Origin of the sequence: Galbibacter sp. BG1 (assembly GCF_013391805.1) — a bacterium.
GTDB lineage: Bacteria > Bacteroidota > Bacteroidia > Flavobacteriales > Flavobacteriaceae > Galbibacter.
In genome coordinates, this window is sequence record NZ_CP058364.1 from 3,272,139 (window position 1) to 3,288,574 (window position 16,436).

At 37.7% G+C, this 16,436-nt stretch carries 13 protein-coding genes; 7 read left to right on the top strand and 6 right to left on the bottom strand.

What is annotated here, in order from left to right:
* The first annotated feature begins 22 nt into the window (after nucleotides 1–22).
* A complete protein-coding gene (locus HX109_RS14220) occupies nucleotides 23–919 on the top strand; it encodes a lysophospholipid acyltransferase family protein (protein ID WP_178953167.1) in 897 nt (298 codons plus the stop codon).
* 168 nt (nucleotides 920–1,087) lie between these two features.
* On the opposite strand, the gene cmk is transcribed toward HX109_RS14220, so the two are convergent.
* Both cmk and lon read right to left on the bottom strand, forming a co-directional pair.
* The gene (gene cmk, locus HX109_RS14225; RefSeq protein WP_178953169.1) at nucleotides 1,088–1,780 is read right to left on the bottom strand and encodes a (d)CMP kinase; all 693 of its coding nucleotides are present in this window, start codon (nucleotides 1,778–1,780) and stop codon (nucleotides 1,088–1,090) included.
* A gap of 58 nt (nucleotides 1,781–1,838) precedes the next feature.
* On the bottom strand, nucleotides 1,839–4,289 hold the full coding sequence (gene lon / locus HX109_RS14230; protein ID WP_178953171.1) for an endopeptidase La: 2,451 nt from the start codon (nucleotides 4,287–4,289) through the stop codon (nucleotides 1,839–1,841).
* A gap of 313 nt (nucleotides 4,290–4,602) precedes the next feature.
* On the opposite strand from lon, the gene HX109_RS14235 reads away from it, so the two are divergent.
* Nucleotides 4,603–5,547 carry an alpha/beta hydrolase family protein gene (locus tag HX109_RS14235; RefSeq protein WP_178953173.1) on the top strand — a complete coding sequence of 315 codons (945 nt, stop codon included), beginning with the start codon at nucleotides 4,603–4,605 and terminating at the stop codon, nucleotides 5,545–5,547.
* Between the two features lie 137 nt (nucleotides 5,548–5,684).
* Here the strand turns inward: HX109_RS14235 and HX109_RS14240 are convergent, their stop codons facing one another.
* The 4 genes from HX109_RS14240 to HX109_RS14255 all read right to left on the bottom strand — a co-directional run bounded on the left by HX109_RS14240 (nucleotide 5,685) and on the right by HX109_RS14255 (nucleotide 11,239).
* The gene (locus HX109_RS14240) at nucleotides 5,685–6,917 is read right to left on the bottom strand and encodes a glycosyltransferase (RefSeq protein ID WP_178953175.1); all 1,233 of its coding nucleotides are present in this window, start codon (nucleotides 6,915–6,917) and stop codon (nucleotides 5,685–5,687) included.
* Nucleotides 6,918–6,928: 11 nt separating this feature from the next.
* Nucleotides 6,929–7,552, bottom strand: a complete 624-nt coding sequence (locus HX109_RS14245; RefSeq protein WP_178953177.1) for an L-threonylcarbamoyladenylate synthase — start codon at nucleotides 7,550–7,552, stop codon at nucleotides 6,929–6,931.
* A gap of 77 nt (nucleotides 7,553–7,629) precedes the next feature.
* Nucleotides 7,630–9,960 (bottom strand): ATP-dependent helicase, encoded by a 2,331-nt coding sequence (locus HX109_RS14250; RefSeq protein ID WP_178953179.1) that lies wholly within the window; start codon nucleotides 9,958–9,960, stop codon nucleotides 7,630–7,632.
* 184 nt (nucleotides 9,961–10,144) lie between these two features.
* Complete coding sequence (locus HX109_RS14255; RefSeq protein ID WP_178953181.1) at nucleotides 10,145–11,239, bottom strand: alginate lyase family protein; 1,095 nt, start codon at nucleotides 11,237–11,239, stop codon at nucleotides 10,145–10,147.
* 199 nt (nucleotides 11,240–11,438) lie between these two features.
* On the opposite strand from HX109_RS14255, the gene HX109_RS14260 reads away from it, so the two are divergent.
* The 5 genes from HX109_RS14260 to HX109_RS14280 all read left to right on the top strand — a co-directional run bounded on the left by HX109_RS14260 (nucleotide 11,439) and on the right by HX109_RS14280 (nucleotide 16,232).
* Entirely contained in the window at nucleotides 11,439–12,713 is a 1,275-nt protein-coding gene (locus tag HX109_RS14260; RefSeq protein WP_178953183.1) for an amidohydrolase, read from the top strand.
* 10 nt (nucleotides 12,714–12,723) lie between these two features.
* The gene (locus HX109_RS14265) at nucleotides 12,724–14,319 is read left to right on the top strand and encodes an FMN-binding glutamate synthase family protein (RefSeq protein WP_178953185.1); all 1,596 of its coding nucleotides are present in this window, start codon (nucleotides 12,724–12,726) and stop codon (nucleotides 14,317–14,319) included.
* An 11-nt stretch (nucleotides 14,320–14,330) separates the two neighbouring features.
* Nucleotides 14,331–14,849 (top strand): hypothetical protein, encoded by a 519-nt coding sequence (locus HX109_RS14270; RefSeq protein ID WP_178953187.1) that lies wholly within the window; start codon nucleotides 14,331–14,333, stop codon nucleotides 14,847–14,849.
* Nucleotides 14,850–14,953: 104 nt separating this feature from the next.
* Nucleotides 14,954–15,721, top strand: a complete 768-nt coding sequence (locus HX109_RS14275) for a Rossmann-like and DUF2520 domain-containing protein (protein WP_178953189.1) — start codon at nucleotides 14,954–14,956, stop codon at nucleotides 15,719–15,721.
* Entirely contained in the window at nucleotides 15,702–16,232 is a 531-nt protein-coding gene (locus tag HX109_RS14280) for a KdsC family phosphatase (protein WP_178953190.1), read from the top strand. The genes HX109_RS14275 and HX109_RS14280 overlap by 20 nt, the downstream gene beginning before the upstream one ends.
* Nucleotides 16,233–16,436 lie beyond the last annotated feature (204 nt).

Sequence of the window (16,436 nt, forward strand, 5' to 3'; positions counted from 1 at the left end):
CTTTTGCTCAAAATAAAAATGAATGCAGCTTCTTGTTTATATCTTAGTATATCCATTATTGTGGTTTATTTCCATTCTTCCTTTCCCTATTTTTTATAAAGTTTCCGATGCTGTTTATCTTTTGGTTTACTATGTAATTGGATATAGAAAAGAAATGGTGCTGAAAAATTTAAAACTTTGTTTCCCAGAAAAATCGGAAGACGAGTTGCTTGCCATTAGAAAGAAGTTTTACAAACATATGTGCGACTTGTTTTTTGAAATGATAAAATCCCTGAATATATCAGAAAAACAACTCAATGAACGGGTTAAATTTCACAATCTGGAACTATTGGATAAGTATGCCAGGGAAAATAAAAGCGTTATTCTTTTATGTGGACATTATGCGAATTACGAATGGGTACTTTCATTAAGCAGACACATAAAACATGAAGGTTTTGGTATTTACGCCCCACTGAGCAATAAATATTTTAATCGTTTGGTTAAAAAAACCCGTAGACAGCAAAAAGGAGAACTTATTACCAAATCTGAAACTCCAAAAACCATGCTACGGAATTATAAAAACAATGTTTTGTCTTTATACGGATTTGTAAACGACCAATCCCCTATGGTTCATCAAGCACGTTATTGGAGGGAATTCTTTGGCATCACTGTCCCAGTGCATACGGCGGCAGAAACCTTTGCTAAAAAGTTTGACCATGCAGTGGTGTTTTTCTGCGCCAAGAAAGTAAAAAGAGGGTATTACGAAACAACCATTGTAGATATTACGGATTCCCCGAAAGACTACCCAGATTATAAAATTACCGACATTTACACGGAAATGCTGGAGAAAGAAATAAGAAAACAACCAGAATATTATTTGTGGACGCATAACCGGTTTAAACATCGGAATAAAGTACCGGAGGAATATTTAAAAAATTAGCTTGGGAAGCTAATGTTAGCAAATATGTTTTGAAAAGAATTTTTATTTGCTTTCCATATCAAACTATGATTTGAAAAAATATAAAAGGCTACCCCAATTTCAGGTAGCCTTTTACATTTTTAGAGGTACTGTTATTTCAACTGAATTTCTTAAATCCTGTATGCACCCTTAAGCTTTTTCAATAATACGAAGAGCAAAGTTGTAAATACGCTCAAACTGTTCTTCGATCCCCATATCGCTATTATCAAATTCAATGGCATCTTCTGCTTTTACTAGCGGAGAGTCTTCACGGGTGGCATCGATACGATCTCTCTCTTGTACATTTTTCAACACTTCATCATAAGACACCGTTTCTCCTTTATCAATAAGTTCTTTATAACGCCTAACAGCTCTTTTATAAGCAGAGGCAGTCATAAACAATTTTAATTCTGCGTCGGGGAAAACGACTGTTCCTATATCTCGGCCATCCATTACCACTCCTTTTTCTGAACCCATTTTTTGCTGCTGCTCTACCAGTTTTTGACGCACTTCGGAAACCGCAGCAACTACACTTACCACATTAGAAACGCGGAGTGTTCTTATTTCATCTTCTACATTTTCACCATTCAAAAATACATCTGCATTACCTGTGGCGTTGTTTTTTTTAAAATTTAGAGTAATTTCGGGCAGTGCCGCCACCAAACCATCAATATTGGTTTCTTCTCCCCCAACATAATCGTTCCTTAGGGCATATAAAGCTACGGCACGGTACATGGCTCCAGTATCCACATATACATAACTAAGCTTTTTGGCCAGCTGTTTTGCAATGGTACTTTTTCCGGTAGAAGAAAATCCATCTATGGCTATAGTTATTTTTTTCATAGTTCGCTTATAAGCAAATAAACCAACATTTTCTTGTCGGTTTATTTGAATTAACATACTAAAGATCTTTTGCGTTCTTCACTTTTTGATTGGTAATAGCAATATCTATTACTTCACTCATTTCGTTCACATAATGAAACTTAAGACCTTTTAAATACTCTTCTTTAATTTCCAGGATATCCCTTTCGTTCTCATTACAAAGGATTAATTCTTTAATACGAGCTCTTTTGGCTGCCAATATCTTTTCTTTGATTCCTCCTACTGGCAACACTTTTCCCCTTAAGGTTATTTCCCCGGTCATTGCAATGCTTTTCTTCACCTTTTTCTGGGTGAACAGCGAAACCAATGAAGTAAGCATGGTGATTCCTGCACTTGGGCCGTCCTTTGGAGTAGCTCCTTCCGGAACGTGAATATGTACATTGTATTTTTCAAATACTTCTGGATTGATCCCGAGACTCTCTGCATTCGATTTTATATATTCCATCGCTATGGTGGCCGATTCTTTCATCACTTTCCCTAAATTACCGGTAATGGAAAGCGTTCCTTTACCTTTGGAAAGTATCGACTCAATAAACAGAATATCACCCCCAACACTCGTCCATGCCAATCCGGTTACCACCCCAGCAACTTCATTATTCTCATATTTATCGCGTTCTAAGCGAGGAGCGCCTAGCACTTCTTCCACGTCTTTAACAGATACTTTTACATTATATTCGTCTTCCATGGCAATAGATTTGGCAGCGTAACGCACCATTTTAGCGATTTGCTTTTCCAAACCTCTTACCCCAGATTCCCGCGTATAGCCTTCCACTATTTTTTCAAGCTCCTTTTTACCAATTTTAAGGTCTTTATTGGTAAGGCCATGTTCTTCTATTTGCTTCGGAAGTAAATGACGTTTCGCAATTTCAACCTTTTCTTCGATTGTATAACCGTTTACATTGATGATTTCCATACGGTCTCTCAATGCAGGCTGAATTGGGCCTAAATTGTTTGCTGTAGCTATAAACATAACCTTGGAGAGATCGTAACCCATTTCCAAGAAATTATCGTAGAATTCTTTATTTTGTTCAGGGTCTAACACTTCCAGCATCGCAGAAGATGGGTCGCCATTATGACTCACGGAAAGCTTATCTATTTCATCTAGAATAAAAACAGGATTGGAAGTTCCCGCTTTTTTCAACGATTGAATAATTCTTCCCGGCATCGCTCCAATATATGTTTTTCTATGTCCGCGAATCTCAGCCTCGTCTCTCAAACCACCTAACGATATTCTAACATACTCACGACCTAATGCCTCCGCAACCGATTTCCCTAAAGAAGTTTTACCAACCCCAGGAGGGCCGTATAAACATAAAATAGGCGATTTCATGTCGTTTCTCAGCTTTAAAACGGCCAAGTATTCAATAATACGTTTTTTAACATCTTCCAAACCGTAGTGATCCCGGTCCAATATTTTTTCAGCACGTTTTAAATCGAACTTATCCTTAGAAAATTCATTCCAAGGTAAATCGATAAAAAGATCCAGGTAATTACGTTGAATGGAATACTCTGCAACCTGCGGATTCATACGCTGTAATTTCGCCAATTCCTTTTCGAAATGTTTTTTAACCTTGGCATCCCATTTTTTCTTCTTCGCCTTAAGTCGCATCTGCTCAACCTCCTCTTCATAGGATCCACCACCCAATTCTTCTTGAATGGTTTTCATTTGTTGATGCAAAAAGTACTCCCGTTGTTGTTGATTGAGGTCGGATTGAACTTTTGATTGAATATCGTTTCTAAGATTTAATTTCTGAAACTCTATATTCATGAACTTCAAGGTAGCCAGCGCTCTTTCCTGAAGGTTTTTGTTCTCCAATAACTTCTGTTTATCTTTTACTTCCAGGTTCATATTGGAAGAAATAAAGTTGATCAAGAACGAGTTGCTTTCAATATTTTTAATAGCAAAAGAAGCTTCCGAAGGAATATTCGGACTCTCTTTTATTATTTGCAGCGCCAGTTCTTTTATAGAGTCTATTATAGTAGAGAATTCCTCACTACCTGCAGCCGGTTTTTCTTCTGGTAAATCTTTTATTTTTGCAGTGAAATAAGGCTCTGAAGTTGTAATTTCTTCAATTTCAAATCGCTTTTTACCTTGTATAATTACGGTGGTATTACCATCGGGCATTTTGAGAACCCTTAAAATCCTGGCTACTGTACCCGTGGTGTTCAAGTCTTTTACCTCTGGATCTTCTACTGTTTCATCTTTTTGGGAAACCACACCTATAACTTTGCTTCCGTTGGATGCGTCCTTTATAAGTTTGATGGATTTATCGCGCCCAGCTGTTATCGGGATTACCACGCCAGGGAAAAGTACCGTGTTTCGAAGTGGTAAAATTGGTAGCGTTTCCGGTAAGACCTCATTATTGATTTCCTCTTCATCTTCAGGAGTCATTAATGGGATTAATTCGGCATCGTCGTCAATATTTTGTAATGACAAACTGTCCATATTTAAAAATTTGTTGTTACTCATAGTCTTTTATAAGTCATTCTGTCACTCAGAATGGATTGTCTTTTTCTTTCTCTTCAGTATGCTAACCTCCTAATTACTTACAGTTTGTAAATAAATTTAAGTAGAAAAACATTTTATCACCCCATAAAGGCAATACTCATGCCAATTAATTGTTGTAAGTGTATTTTATTGGCTCTGGCGACCGAAATTATTGTTGATTGGTTTTGGAGAAAAAAGGTTTAGTAAATTCAGTTGTAGTTAAAAATTGGATAAATTAAGTTAAGAGAAGTTTCCCGAAAAATAGAGAACTTATAAAACTCTTTAAAAATATAACATGTTACTAAAAAGAAACCCTGATATAGTCGTTAAGCTAAATAATTTTTATTTGGTTTTTAGGATAGTCCTACCTCTTTTACTCTTCGTAGCCCCATTTAAAGAAACTGTAGCACAACCATTAAATTCAATAACAACCGAGGATATTATATTTGAGAGTGAAGGTATAAAACTCTCGGGGACTTTGTATGAGCCTCGAAATTCGCAAGCTGCAGTGGTCATTGTTCATGGTTCAGGTCCGGAATCTCGAATGACAAACTTTGCGAAGCTTTTAGCAAAAAATGGAATTTCCGTGCTTACCTACGATAAACGCGGCGTTGCTGAATCAGGTGGTGTGTATGCCTGCCCAGAGGTAGGAACAAACAATATAGATTCTACAAATCTCGAATTACTCGCCAATGATGCAAGCGAAGCTGTAAAAATGCTACATAAAAAACATAAAAATATTCCTGTTGGACTTCTTGGTTTTAGCCAGGCAGGATGGATAATTCCAATAGCTACAGTACAAAATACACTTGTAGATTTTATGGTGTTATTTAGTTGTCCTACGATCACAACCTTGGAACAACTAAGATTTCAGTTTTATACCAATGGAAGAAAAGATTTTTGGGAAAACCACACCGAGGAAGATGCTCGTGAGCATATTGAAAATGACCCTGATCGTTATCAATTTACCAGTACCGACCCAAAAGTTGCTTTAAATTCTATTTCAATTCCGGGACTTTGGATTTTTGGTGAAAAAGATATACAAATCCCTGTAAAGTTATGTATCGAACAGCTCAATGCATTTAAAGTTCAAGGAAAACCTTATGATTTTGTTCTTTTCCCAGAATTAGGGCATAACACAGCTTTTTCCAAAAATACCGCCCCTGTTGATATCTCCATAGAATGGATGAAAAAACAAACTTTGAAAATTAAGAGAAAAGAAACTAAAGACAAGTATTAGAATTAAACGATCTCCAAATGAAGGAAAACCTTCATTTAAATAATTTGCTTAAGAGGATGTGTTTTCTCACTGCGTTCGAAAGGACTTATATTCAAAACAATAAACTAAATCAAAAATCGAACATGAAATTAGTCCAGTTAGTTTTTTTTATTCTTCTCTTCAATCCATTTAGATAGGTATTTGCTGGCTTGTGTAGTTTGTTGCATAAGCATACTTCCTATAAAATTATGGGATCGGTGTTGTCGCAGATTACTTCTTAATTCGTTTACTTTCAGTTTAAAATAAGATTTATGAACAGTGGCGTCCAAACGCATTTTTAAAATTTTATGTCCGTTTTTAACAGCTTGCGTATATTCTTCTGCATCTAAGTATAACGCGACTGCTGCATGGGCAAAATCAATAGGGTTGTCGTAGATAAATCCGTTCCAAGCATAAGAACCATTTATGCCTTCTGCCCCTATGGTAGTGGTTACACTTGCCGTTCCTTGAAGCATTGCTTCCACCAATTTTCCTTTTAAACCGGCACCAAAACGAAGTGGTGCCAACAAAATTTTAGATTTTCGAAGGACCACCTCTGCGTTTTCTATCCATCCGTGCACAAAAAAACCATCTTTTGGGTTGTGTAAATTGTTAACTTTTTCTGAAGTATAAGCACCATACACATGCAATTTGGCTGTTGGCAGTTGTTTTCTAATGATTGGCCAAACAGTTTCTTTTAATGCTAAAACCGCATCCCAATTGGGTTCGTGTAAAAAATTACCAATAAAAATAAAATCTTCCTTCTCTTCAAATGGAACAGGTGATGCTGGAGCTTCCCCAATTAAAAATGGAAGGTACTGTAAAATAGTCTCATTTACCTTAAACACATCTTTTAAAAGTTCCAGTTCAACTTCAGAAATAATCAAAGAAAGGTCGCAACGGTAAATACTGGCTATCTCACGTTGCGCCAATTCACTATTTAAAAGTGCCGTGGCATCCCCTTTCGATTTGCGTTTTAGTGATTTTTGTCGTTCGTTTCTTAGAAAATGTAAATCTTCGGTATCGAGAATCCGTAGTGCATCAGGACAATGGTCGGCCACTCGCCAACCGAACTGTTCTTCCATCATATACCGATCGAAAACCACAATGGAAGGCCGAAGTTCTTTTAAAAAATCATCAAAAGAAGAATTATTGAGCTGAATACCTTTTTCGACAACTCCTATGGCGCTTAAATCGAATTCGTGACTCCCTTTTTTTGCAGGGGAAGAAAAGACAATTTTATATTCTAAATCTTTAAAAAATGATATAAGTTGAAGCATTCTGCTTCCTGCCGCTGAAGATTTTGGTTCTGGCCAGACATATCCAATAAAAAGTACTGTTTCTTTATCCATGCAAGAGGGCGCTATAAAACTTCATCTATATCCCCTTTACCTTCTCTTACAATTACAGGTTCGCTCCCCGAAAGATCGATAACCGTGGAAGCAACATTATCTCCATACCCACCATCTACCACAATATCTACTAAATTATTCCATTTTTCCAAAATCAATTCTGGATCGGTGGTATATTCTATCACTTCGTCCTCGTCCCGAATAGAAGTGGAAACAATGGGATTTCCAAGTTCCCTGACCAGCGTACGAGCAATGTTGTTATCTGGAATACGTATCCCAACTGTTTTCTTCTTCTTAAAATCTTTTGGGAGACTATTATTACCAGGCAATATATACGTATAAGGGCCTGGCAGGGTTCGTTTAAGGATTTTAAAAGTAGCGTTATCGATTTGACGAATGTAATCGGACAGGTTGCTGAGATCGGCACAAATAAAGGAGAAATTAGCTTTGTCGAGCTTTACTTCTTTTATGCGTGCTATTTTTTGGAGGGCTTTGGAATTGGTAATGTCGCAACCCAAACCATATACAGTATCTGTTGGATAAATGACCAAACCACCATCGCGCAGCACATCCACTACCCTTTTAATTTCTTTAGGGTTGGGATTTTCTTCATAGATGCGAATTAATTCTGCCATTTTAAGTTATAGGTTTGTTGTTTACCGTTTTTGGTTTTAATCTTCTGATTTTACTTAATCTTAACTTTTAACTAAATTTAGCCAATAACATCAAGTTTTGCAAAGCGCAATAATAATTTTTTTATTCCGCCAGTATCAAAACGAATTTCGGCTTTTTTATCATTTCCAACGCCTTCCAGACTTATAATTTCCCCATTTCCAAACCTCGTATGGGAAACTTTGCTTCCAATGGTTAAATCACTATCCAAACTGTTATTGTCTGTAGTTGTTTGTCCTAAATCCGGTTTTATCTTTCTTAGCTTCCGAAGTTTTTCTTCAGAAGGTTTATGCGATGTTGGCGGCGTTCCTGCTGTTGGTTTTTTTAAACGGAATTTACTTTTATCCACCTCCCCAAAAATATCGGAATCAATCATTGGTTTATAACGATAGCTTCCATCCATGGGTGGAGTCAAGTGTTCTAAATATTTATCATCGATTTCTTCAATAAAACGGCTCGGTTCGGCATCAATCAATTTACCCCAACGGTACCTGCTTTGGGTATAGGTAAGGTATGCTTGCTTTTCTGCCCTGGTAAGTGCCACATAAAAAAGCCTACGTTCCTCCTCCAATTCACTTCGGGTGTTCATACTCATGGCAGAAGGAAAAAGGTCTTCTTCCATCCCTACAATAAAAACATAGGGAAATTCCAATCCTTTTGCTAAATGAATGGTCATTAAAGCAACACGGTCGTCATCCCCAGTGTCTTTGTCCAAATCGGTGGCCAATGCAATATCTTCCATAAATTCCGCCAAATCGCCTTTTGCATCTGCTATTTCTTTTTGACCTTCCACAAAATCCTGGATTCCATTTAAAAGTTCTTCCACATTTTCCATTCGGGCGATGCCCTCTGGAGTTCCGTCTTTTTTAAATTCTTGTAGGAGTCCGGTTTTCTTAGCAACGTGTTCCGCTAGCACAAAAGCATCTGCGGTCTGGTTGGTAACTTGAAAACTTTTAATCATCGTTACAAAATCTTCCAGCTTTCTCTTGGTCCCCGAATTTATTTTTAAATCGATCTTATCGAGATTTTCCATAACCTCAAAAATAGAACGCTTAAAATGGTTGGCAGCTACCGTAAGCCGCTGTATAGTAGTTTGGCCTATTCCCCTTGCAGGATAATTGATAACCCTGACAAGAGCTTCTTCGTCCTTCGGATTTAAAATAAGACGCAGATAAGACAAGACATCTTTTATTTCTTTTCGTTGATAAAAAGAAAGTCCCCCATAAATTCTATACGGAATGTCCTTTCTCCGCAAGGCATCTTCAATAGATCTCGATTGGGAGTTGGTACGGTAGAGTACTGCAAAATCCCCGTCTGCAAACTGCTCCTGCATTTTAGTTTCAAAAATGGTGGAGGCTACAAACCTACCCTCTTCTGCATCTGTAACAGAACGGTGGACTTTAATGAAATTTCCATCATCGTTATCCGTCCAAACCACCTTATCTAGTCGGGTTTTATTTTTTTCGATTACCGAATTTGCGGCATTGACAATATTTCTTGTAGAACGGTAATTTTGTTCCAAACGGTACATTTGCACATTATCGTAATCCTTTTGGAAGTTCATAATGTTGTTAATGTTCGCCCCTCGGAAGGCATAGATACTCTGGGCATCATCCCCAACCACGCATATATTTTGAAATCTATCAGAAAGTGCTTTTACGATAAGGTATTGGGAGTGGTTGGTATCTTGATACTCATCCACCAGGATATAGCGAAAGCGGTCTTGATATTTCGCCAATACTTCTGGAAACCTTGTAAGCAGTTCGTTGGTTTTTAACAACAGATCATCAAAATCCATGGCACCGGCTTTAAAACAACGTTCGCAGTAAGCATTGTAAATTTCCCCCAATCGCGGCCGCTTTGCCATGGCATCGGCTTCCATTAATTCAGGATTGTTAAAATATGCCTTTACGGTTATGAGGCTGTTTTTATAAGACGAAATTCGGTTTTGTACTTGTTTGTATTTGTAAACGTCCTTATCCAAGCCCATCTCTTTAATAATAGAGTTGATTAGGCGTTGGGAATCTTGCGTATCGTAAATAGTAAAATTACTTGGATAGCCGAGTTTATCAGATTCAATTCTTAGAATTTTGGCAAAAACAGAGTGAAAAGTTCCCATCCAAAGATTTTTGGCTTCACTGTTCCCTACAATACTGGCAATACGCTTTTTCATTTCCCGTGCTGCCTTATTGGTAAATGTTAACGCTAGAATATTAAAGGCATCGACACCTTGGTTCATCAAATAAGCGATCCTATAAGTTAATACTCTTGTCTTACCAGAACCTGCTCCAGCAATTACCATTAACGCTCCATCCTTATGCAACACAGGCGCACGTTGTGCCTCATTCAATTCAGCTAAATAATTTTCCAAAGTAATTTTTATTTTTTTGCCATTGCAAACTACAATAGTCGCGATACAACTACATTCTAAACAAGCAAAATAACGCAATTTATTTAAGCCTGCAAGTTACTTATAAAAGGGCTGTTTTTGAAGCTCTAAATCTAATTTTTATAAACATTTAAATGAATTCGAATACTCTCTCCAATTTTAAAATTTAGTTGTTTTTTCTAATAAGGGGACTATTAAAAAAAGCTTCTACATTACAGGTATAACAAACCTTACATCCGCAAACGTATTGAAACAACTCCGGTTGGTAATATACGGCCCAGTTTAACATAGGTAGTGCATCTTTGGGATTGTATAGTTTGCCTGGTTCGTATTCTTTTAATCCTGCTTCTGCCTTTTCCTTATCTAAGGCTACGGTTGTATTCACCCATTCGCGGTGCGTTTTTTCGCCAGAGAGATAGGGTTCCATAAATATGATTGCTTTTTCTATGGAAACACCTTTTTCATCGGTATAGCTATATTGGTCGAAACGGGAATCGAATTTTTGTAGGTTGATAAACATGTCCAGCAACGGCTCAATCCCGCTACTGTGGTAATGCATCGCATCCCTGGTTTTTAAATCGTTACTCGATCCATCTGGATAATATGCGGAAGAAATGTATTTTTTTATGCCTTCCAAGGAGAATTGTTTCAATTCTTCATTATCTAATGCACAACCAATTATCCCGATTATTTTTAAGCGTTTCGATTGCCAATTATTATTTGGGGTACTTTTTCTGTCCTTTTCCTTTTTTGCGATGGACAACATCCAGTTATCAACAATCGTTTTTTCATCCGCAGAAAAATTATCTTTATAAATGGCATAACTCCAAAAAAGTGGAGTCAATTTATTTTCGTTAATAGGGTTGCCACTGGCTTTGTAAGTATTTGCCCACGCCAAAACAAATTCCTTTATTTTGTTTACATAGACGGTATTATTACTGCCATACGTCGCATAAATTAAATCGACGACCTTATTGGCGTCCAACAAACTCTCTATTGATTTCATCCTTTCTGGATCGTTTTCCAGCAGTCCTTCATAATTAATTACCTCAAGAGGTTTTGGTTCTAGGTCTAAATATTTATTTGCCAGTAGCGCCAGGCTATCATGAATGGCTCTAACTTCTTTATTTTCCTTAATCAGGTTTCTATAACGCTCTTGTTCCTGTTTATCGAGTACTGCTACTCCAGTGTTTATCTGGGTGAAGGCCTTGAGTGAAATGAAGAAAATTATGGTGAAAATTAATAACGACTGTCTGTTCATAAAGTTTTGATTGTATGTTTGGTGTTGAACGAAGGTATTAATTTTGAAAATAATAAAAGTATTGATTACTCATTTTGAAAACGCATTTGGACAATTTCTCTTCGGAATACTTAAAATTCAATATCTTTACTACGCTAATTAAAATTTATCTGCTGAAGGTTTTTCATTCAGCATAGAGACCAACATAATACCTTTTTATATGACCAACATCCGCTTATTTCTATTACTCGCATTTGCAATATCCCTGAATAACTACTCGCAAAATTCCCTGGAGGCCGACATTAATGAAGTTGAAAGTGAAGTTATAGAATGGCGAAGGGACTTCCATGAAAATCCAGAATTATCTAACCGCGAATTTAAAACTGCCGATAAAATAGCAAAGCATTTAAAAAGCCTAGGTTTAGAAGTTACCACTGGTGTTGCCAAAACCGGTGTTGTAGGTATTTTAAAAGGAAAAAAGCCAGGAAAAGTGATTGCTTTACGTGCCGATATCGATGCGCTTCCAGTCACCGAAAGAAACGACCTCCCTTTTAAATCGGAAGTCACTACAACTTTCTTGGGTGAAGAAACAGGAGTTATGCATGCTTGTGGCCATGACACCCACACCGCTATTTTAATGGGCGTGGCGGAAGTTTTAAGTAAACATAACGATTTTGCTGGAACAGTGAAGTTTATATTTCAACCAGCGGAAGAAGGTCCACCACCGGGAGAAGAAGGTGGTGCCAAATTAATGATAAAAGAAGGTGTACTTGAAAACCCGGAGGTAGATGCTATTTTTGGGTTGCATATAAACTCTTCAACACCTGTAGGTACTATTCGTTACAAACCAGGTGGTACCATGGCGGCGGTAGAACGGTTTGTAATCGATGTAAAAGGAAAACAAACCCATGGCTCTGCCCCTTGGAGCGGTGTAGACCCTATATTGATTTCGGCTAAGATTGTCGACGGGCTACAAACTATAATCAGTAGAGAAGCGCCCTTGGTAGATGAAGCTGCCGTAATTACCGTTGGAAAAATAACCAGTGGGGTTCGATTCAATATTATACCAGAGTCTGCCCAAATGATTGGGACCGTAAGAACGCTGGATCCAGAGATGCGAACTCTAATATTAACAAGGATGAAGGAAATGGTGCCGACTATCGCAAAAGCATATGGCGGAGATGCCACTATTGAAATAGAAAACTTTACGGCTATTACGTATAATGATGAAGCTTTAGTAGCAGAAATGCTCCCATCCCTACAAAAAATAGCTGGAAAAGAACATGTGGAACTCGTAAAAGCCACTACTGGAGGCGAAGATTTTTCATTTTTTCAGCAAAAGGTACCCGGTTTTTATTTCTTTTTAGGCGGTATGCCAAAAGATGCTACTGAACCAGCTCCCCACCATACCCCCGATTTTTATATCGATGAAAGTGGGATGCTATTGGGTGTAAAAGCTTTTACTCAGATTGTTTATGATTATTTAGGACAGTAAAATTTTAATTATGTTAGCATTTCTTCAAGGTATCAGTTGGTGGGTTTGGATCCTCATCCTATTACTTATCATAGCCATTAGGGATATTTTTTTTAATAAGTCGCACACCATAACCCATAACTTTCCGGTTATTGGCCACATTCGTTATATGTTGGAAAGCATTGGCCCAGAATTAAGACAATATATCGTAGCCAACAACAGGGAAGAACTTCCTTTCAATAGAATTGAACGTGGATGGATTTATGCTTCAGCAAAAAATGAAAACAACTACGAAGGTTTTGGAACAGATAGGGACATTCATGAATCTCATTATGTATTTATAAACAATGCCATGATGCCCTACAAGGTAAGGTTAGATCATCCAAACGCGAGTGATCCCTATTTTTTACCTTGCGCCAAACTTATTGGGGGCTATAATAAAAGAAAGCGACCTTACCGCCCGGCCTCCATTATCAATGTTTCGGCTATGAGTTTTGGATCGCTTTCGGCCAGGGCCATTGAATCGCTCAACAAAGGTTGCTATTTGGCGCATGCGTATCACAATACCGGTGAAGGTGGTTTATCCCCTTACCATAAAAAAGGAGCCGATGTTATTTTTCATATAGGAACCGGCTATTTTGGAGTTCGGGACGAACATGGAAATTTCTCTATGGAGAAACTAAAAAAATTGGTAGAAGAATATCCTCAAATAAGAGCTATCGAATTAAAGCTTTCCCAAGGTGCTAAACCTGGAAAAGGCGGCGTACTCCCCGCTTCTAAAATAACCAGGGAGATAGCGGAAATCCGCCATGTACCCATGGGAAAAGATGTATTATCGCCTCCTAACCATTCAGCTTTCTCCAACGTCCAGGAAATGGTAGACTTTATAGAATCTATTGCCAAAGAAACCGGTTTACCAGTAGGGATTAAAGCGGCCATAGGAAAGCTGGAGCAATGGAAAGAATTGGCTTCCATTATGAAAAACACAAACAGAGGTCCCGATTTTATAACGGTAGATGGTGGCGAAGGTGGTACAGGGGCTGCGCCACCAAGTTTTGCCGACCATGTTTCCCTGCCTTGGGTTTATTCCTTTAGTGACTTGTACCGCGTTTTTAAAGACGCAGAGATAACCGATAGAATTGTTTTTATAGGTAGTGGAAAGTTAGGTTTTCCTTCTAAAGCGGCGATGGCTTTTGCCATGGGAGCCGATTTAGTAAATGTAGCACGGGAGGCCATGTTAAGTATTGGTTGCATTCAGGCCAAAGTTTGCCATAACAACACATGTCCCAGTGGCGTAGCTACACAGAATAAATGGCTACAGGCCGGAATTAACATCGAGGACAAAGCGGAAAGGGTGAGTTATTATTTTAAAAATTTTAAAAAAGAACTCATAGAAATAACCCATGCCTGTGGTTACGAACATCCATCGCAGCTTACCATGGAAGATGTGGATATAAACCTTGGCGATAAAAGCTTAACGCAACCCTTAGCCAATGTTTATGGCTATAATAAAGTAAAAGTTCCTTTTGATGGAACGGAAAGTTTATTAAATTGCCCGCACTTAGGTGGGCATTACACCACCAAAGGTGCCATTGATAAATTTAAAAACAAACAAATACGCTACTAACAAACATCCCCATGAACCAGTTTAATTTTATTGAATTATTGTTTTTTATACTTCCAGCGGTTATTACAGGAGGTATAGCTTATTATTTTTTTAACCTACACACCAAAAACGAAGAAGGGAGAAGGCGCTTTTTACTTCATAGGGAAATGGATAAAAATACCGTTCCTATTCGTTTACAGGCGTATGAGCGTATGGCTTTGTTTTTAGAACGTATCAACCCTTCAAAATTACTGGTGAGGGTAATTCCTGAAAACTCTGATAAGGACCTCTATGAAGCACAACTTATAGCCAATATCGAAAACGAATTCGACCACAACCTAGCTCAACAAATTTACTTGTCCGATGAATGCTGGAACGTAGTTAAAGCCGCTAAAAACGCTACAATCCAGATAATCCGTAAGGCTGGGATGAATTCGGAAAGTGCCAATAAATTAAGGGAAGAAGTATTAAACAACCTTTTGGACAAACAACCTCCCTCCTATGCTGCTTTGGGATATATTAAAAAGGAGATAAGGGATCTGTTTAGCTAAATTACAACTCGTTAGGGAGTTCAAAATAGCTGTACCCTCTTTAGTCCTTTTAATTTATTGGGGGAAAACCCATCAAAATCATCATCATTGCGTAATTTAGCAGTATGTTAAGAGTTGTTCTCATAGGAGGTGGAAATATTGCGCATCATTTATTTAAAGTATTGAGCACGCATAATGCTGTGGCGCTTATACAGTGTTACAACAGAACTTTGACTGCTATAGAGACTTTTAAGGCGGCTACTTCCATTACAGATGATTTAAATGAAATTGCAGATGCCGATCTTTACATTTTAGCGGTTAAAGACGATGCCATTACCGAAGTGTCCAATAACTTGCCGTTTTCGGGTCGTTTCGTGGTTCATACCTCTGGAAATAAAACCTTGGACGCATTAAATAACAAGAATCGTCGTGGCGTTTTTTACCCGTTACAGTCATTGTCCAAAGAAAAGGATATTGAGTTTTTAAACGTTCCTCTTTGCTTGGAAGCTGAGAACCAAAAAGATCTAGATACCCTCACCCAAATTGCAGAATCCATTTCCAACAAGGTTTTTCAAATTAATTCCGAACAGCGCAAAACCATTCATTTGGCAGCTGTTTTTGTTAATAATTTTGTAAACCACCTTTATAAAATCGGAAATGATATTTGTTTGGAGAACAACATTCCATTTGAGGTTTTAGAGCCTTTAATTGTAGAAACTTCAGCAAAAATTAAAGAGATGTCGCCGCTGGAAGCACAAACCGGTCCTGCGAGGAGAAATGACCATGCAACAATAAATTCTCATTTGGAGTTGCTGACTAACGACAATCAAAAAGAAATATATAGAATACTAACCACATCGATTTTAAACACGTATGGAAGAGAAAAGTTATAAGGAATACCTAGAACATATTACCACCTTTGTTTTTGACGTAGACGGGGTTTTGACGGATGGGATCATCTCCATCACTTCTGACGGACAGTTATTACGCACCATGAATGTAAAAGATGGATACGCCCTTAAAACCGCATTGAATAAGGGATATAACATTTGTATTATTTCCGGGGGAAACAATGAGGGGGTTCGTACGAGGTTACGCGGACTCGGAATTACCGATATTCACCTCGGGGTAAGCAATAAAATAGATGTGTTGGATGAGTATTTTGACGTATACAATATTAAAGCTGAGAACGTTTTGTACATGGGAGACGACATACCCGATTACCATGTGATGAAAATGGTGGGAATGCCCTGTTGCCCAAACGATGCAGTAGCCGAAGTAAAAGAAATCTCCAAGTACATTTCCCATAAACAAGGCGGTAAAGGCTGTGTTCGTGATGTTATTGAGCAAGTTTTAAAAGTTCAAGGGAAATGGAAAGATAGTTTTGATGCTAAATACGATTAAAGTAATGATTAATTGTTGACTGTTATCTGTTAGCAGTTGGAAAATTTAGGGAATTCAAACTTTTCGATAAAATTAGTAATTTACAATAAAATTCGTAAAATGGGGAAGTTTAACAATATCAAACAAGATTTTGGATAAATATTTCGGATACTTGAAAGACCTGGACAATAAAGCAAAAAAAAGCTTGATTAATAAGCTCACAAG

Coding starts and splice junctions, on each gene's coding strand:
- HX109_RS14235 (WP_178953173.1), top strand. CDS start 4,603: ATGTTACTAAAAAGAAACCCTGATATAGTCGTTAAGCTAAATAATTTT.
- lon (WP_178953171.1), bottom strand. CDS start 4,289: ATGAGTAACAACAAATTTTTAAATATGGACAGTTTGTCATTACAAAAT.
- cmk (WP_178953169.1), bottom strand. CDS start 1,780: ATGAAAAAAATAACTATAGCCATAGATGGATTTTCTTCTACCGGAAAA.
- HX109_RS14260 (WP_178953183.1), top strand. CDS start 11,439: ATGACCAACATCCGCTTATTTCTATTACTCGCATTTGCAATATCCCTG.
- HX109_RS14265 (WP_178953185.1), top strand. CDS start 12,724: ATGTTAGCATTTCTTCAAGGTATCAGTTGGTGGGTTTGGATCCTCATC.
- HX109_RS14255 (WP_178953181.1), bottom strand. CDS start 11,239: ATGAACAGACAGTCGTTATTAATTTTCACCATAATTTTCTTCATTTCA.
- HX109_RS14280 (WP_178953190.1), top strand. CDS start 15,702: ATGGAAGAGAAAAGTTATAAGGAATACCTAGAACATATTACCACCTTT.
- HX109_RS14220 (WP_178953167.1), top strand. CDS start 23: ATGCAGCTTCTTGTTTATATCTTAGTATATCCATTATTGTGGTTTATT.
- HX109_RS14270 (WP_178953187.1), top strand. CDS start 14,331: ATGAACCAGTTTAATTTTATTGAATTATTGTTTTTTATACTTCCAGCG.
- HX109_RS14245 (WP_178953177.1), bottom strand. CDS start 7,552: ATGGCAGAATTAATTCGCATCTATGAAGAAAATCCCAACCCTAAAGAA.
- HX109_RS14275 (WP_178953189.1), top strand. CDS start 14,954: ATGTTAAGAGTTGTTCTCATAGGAGGTGGAAATATTGCGCATCATTTA.
- HX109_RS14240 (WP_178953175.1), bottom strand. CDS start 6,917: ATGGATAAAGAAACAGTACTTTTTATTGGATATGTCTGGCCAGAACCA.